General features: G+C 62.2%; 3 protein-coding genes. All 3 read left to right on the forward strand.

What is annotated here, in order from left to right:
• Nucleotides 1-3: 3 nt before the first annotated feature.
• From ACR0EK_RS20185 to folD, 3 genes are read left to right on the forward strand one after another with little or no spacing between them, the layout of a single operon-like run.
• The gene (locus tag ACR0EK_RS20185) at nucleotides 4-1,680 is read left to right on the forward strand and encodes a formate--tetrahydrofolate ligase (RefSeq protein WP_480484955.1); all 1,677 of its coding nucleotides are present in this window, start codon (nucleotides 4-6) and stop codon (nucleotides 1,678-1,680) included.
• A 55-nt stretch (nucleotides 1,681-1,735) separates the two neighbouring features.
• On the forward strand, nucleotides 1,736-2,041 hold the full coding sequence (locus ACR0EK_RS20190) for a chorismate mutase (RefSeq protein WP_480473724.1): 306 nt from the start codon (nucleotides 1,736-1,738) through the stop codon (nucleotides 2,039-2,041).
• Between the two features lie 51 nt (nucleotides 2,042-2,092).
• Complete coding sequence (gene folD, locus ACR0EK_RS20195; protein WP_209505538.1) at nucleotides 2,093-2,983, forward strand: bifunctional methylenetetrahydrofolate dehydrogenase/methenyltetrahydrofolate cyclohydrolase FolD; 891 nt, start codon at nucleotides 2,093-2,095, stop codon at nucleotides 2,981-2,983.
• Nucleotides 2,984-3,004: the final 21 nt, after the last annotated feature.

A 3,004-nucleotide genomic window follows, 5' to 3' on the forward strand; every position in this document is an offset into this window, starting at 1 on the left:
CCAATGAGCTATAAATCCGACATCGAAATTGCGCGTGAAGCGAATAAGAAGCCGATCCAGGAGATCGGCGCGAAGCTTGGAATATCCAGTGATGATCTTTTGCCGTATGGGCATGACAAGGCGAAGGTGAGCCAGGAGTTCATCAACTCGGTGCAGGGTCGTGAGGACGGCAAGCTGGTGCTGGTGACGGCGATCAACCCGACGCCTGCGGGTGAAGGCAAGACGACCACGACCGTTGGTCTGGGTGACGGTCTGAACCGCATCGGCAAGAATGCGATGATCTGTATCCGCGAGGCCTCGCTGGGCCCGAACTTCGGCATGAAGGGCGGCGCTGCGGGGGGCGGCTATGCGCAGGTTGTTCCGATGGAAGAGATGAACCTGCACTTCACCGGCGATTTCCACGCGATCACCTCGGCCCATTCGCTGCTGTCGGCGATGATCGACAACCACATCTACTGGGGCAATGAATGCGAGATCGACACCCGCCGGGTCGCATGGCGTCGTGTGGTCGACATGAACGACCGTGCCCTGCGCCAGATCACCGCCAGCCTGGGCGGCGTGTCGAACGGGTTCCCGCGTGAAACAGGTTTTGACATCACCGTGGCGTCCGAGGTTATGGCGATCCTGTGCCTGTCAAACGACCTGAAGGATCTGGAAAAGCGTCTGGGTGATATCATCGTGGCTTATCGCCGCGACAAGACGCCGGTCTATTGCCGCGACATCAAGGCCGAAGGCGCGATGACCGTTCTGCTGAAAGACGCAATGCAGCCGAACCTGGTGCAGACGCTGGAAAACAACCCGGCCTTTGTCCACGGTGGCCCGTTTGCCAACATCGCGCATGGCTGCAACTCGGTGATCGCGACCAAGACCGCGCTGAAAGTGGCTGACTATGTGGTGACCGAGGCGGGCTTTGGCGCCGATCTGGGTGCCGAGAAGTTCATGAACATCAAGTGCCGCAAGGCGGGCATTGCGCCCTCTGCCGTGGTTCTGGTTGCCACCGTGCGCGCGATGAAGATGAATGGCGGTGTCGCCAAGGCCGATCTGGGTGCCGAGAATGTCGCTGCGGTCAAGGCGGGCTGCGCCAACCTGGGCCGCCATATCGAGAACGTGAAGTCGTTCGGTGTGCCGGTTGTTGTCGCCATTAACCACTTTGTCACCGACACCGATGCCGAGGTTCAGGCGGTGAAGGATTATTGCGCCTCTCATGGGGTCGAGGCGGTTCTGTCGCGCCATTGGGAGCTGGGCTCGGAAGGCTCCGCCGATCTGGCCCGCAAGGTTGTGGAAATCGTCGAAGGGGGCTCTGCGAACTTCGCGCCGATCTACCCCGACGAGATGCCGCTGTTTGAGAAGATCGAAACCATCGCCAAGCGCATCTACCGCGCCGACGAGGTTCTGGCCGACAACAAGATCCGCACGCAGCTGAAAGAATGGGAAGCTGCGGGGTATGGCAACCTGCCGGTCTGCATGGCGAAAACCCAGTACAGCTTCTCGACCGACCCGAGCTTGCGGGGCGCGCCCACCGGCCATTCGGTGCCGGTGCGTGAAGTCCGCCTGAGCGCGGGCGCGGGCTTTATCGTGGTTGTCTGCGGTGAGATCATGACCATGCCGGGCCTGCCCCGCAAACCGGCCGCGGAAACCATCTGCCTCAATGACGCAGGTGAGATCGAGGGCTTGTTCTAAGCCGCTGAATAAGACATCTCGTGGTCCGGGACCCCCGGGCCATGAGGAGACGATAATGCCCACTCTGACACCGCCGCAGGACTGCCATTCGATGCGGGATCTGCGGGTTCAGATCGACAGGCTGGACCGCCAGCTGATCGGGATGCTGGTGAGGCGCGCAAGCTATATCGACCGCGCGTCTGAGCTGAAGCCGGGCGAGGGCCTGCCCGCCCGCATCCCGGACCGGGTCGAGGATGTGGTGCAAAAGGTGCGCGCCAGTTCGCAGGCGGCGGGGATGGACCCCGATTTGTCCGAAACGCTCTGGCGCATTCTGATTGACTGGTCGATTGCACGTGAGGAACGTGTGCTCGGCCCCGAGTAAAGACCGGGCGCGTTCTGCGCCCGTTTGGGTTTTGAAAGAAGGGACCAAAGGATGGTAGCGCAGGTTATCGACGGGAAGGCCTTTGCCGCCAAAGTGCGCGCGCAGGTGGCCGATCAGGTTGCAAAGCTGAAAGAGGAAAACGGCATCACCCCCGGCCTGGCCGTGGTTCTGGTGGGCGAGGATCCGGCCAGCCAGGTCTATGTCCGCTCGAAGGGCAAGATGACCGTCGAGGTCGGCATGAACTCGTATGAGCACAAGCTGGATGCGGAGACCTCGGAGGCAGAGCTGCTGGCGCTGATCGACAAACTGAACACCGACCCGGCGGTGCATGGCATTCTGGTCCAGTTGCCGCTGCCCAAGCACCTGAACGAGGATCTGGTGATCAATTCGATCGATCCGGCCAAGGATGTGGACGGTTTCCATATCTCGAACGTGGGCCTTTTGGGCACCGGTCAGAAATCGATGGTGCCCTGCACCCCGCTGGGCTGCCTGATGATGCTGCGCGATCACCACGGGTCGCTGTCGGGCATGGATGCGGTTGTCATCGGTCGCTCGAACATCGTGGGCAAGCCGATGGCGCAGCTGCTGCTGGGGGACAGCTGCACCGTGACCATCGCGCATTCGCGCACCAAAGATCTGCCGGATGTGGTCCGCCGCGCCGATATCGTCGTGGCCGCTGTTGGCCGCCCCGAAATGGTGCCTGGCGACTGGATCAAGGAAGGCGCCACCGTGATCGACGTGGGCATCAACCGCATCGAGCGGGATGGCAAGACCAAGCTGGTCGGCGACGTCGACTATGCCAGCGCCGCTGAACGCGCCGGCGCCATCACCCCGGTCCCCGGCGGCGTCGGCCCCATGACCATCGCCTGCCTGCTGGCCAACACCCTCACCGCCTGCTGCCGCGCAAACAAACTCCCAGAACCAGAAGGCCTGACCGCCTGATAAACACGGGGGCCGGAGCGG

The sequence above is a fragment of the Ruegeria sp. AE4 genome (genome assembly GCF_056542185.1).

Bases quoted from the DNA above. Each gene is read 5' to 3' on its own strand.
- ACR0EK_RS20185 (WP_480484955.1), top strand. From the start codon at position 4: ATGAGCTATAAATCCGACATCGAAATTGCGCGTGAAGCGAATAAGAAG.
- ACR0EK_RS20190 (WP_480473724.1), top strand. From the start codon at position 1,736: ATGCCCACTCTGACACCGCCGCAGGACTGCCATTCGATGCGGGATCTG.
- folD (WP_209505538.1), top strand. From the start codon at position 2,093: ATGGTAGCGCAGGTTATCGACGGGAAGGCCTTTGCCGCCAAAGTGCGC.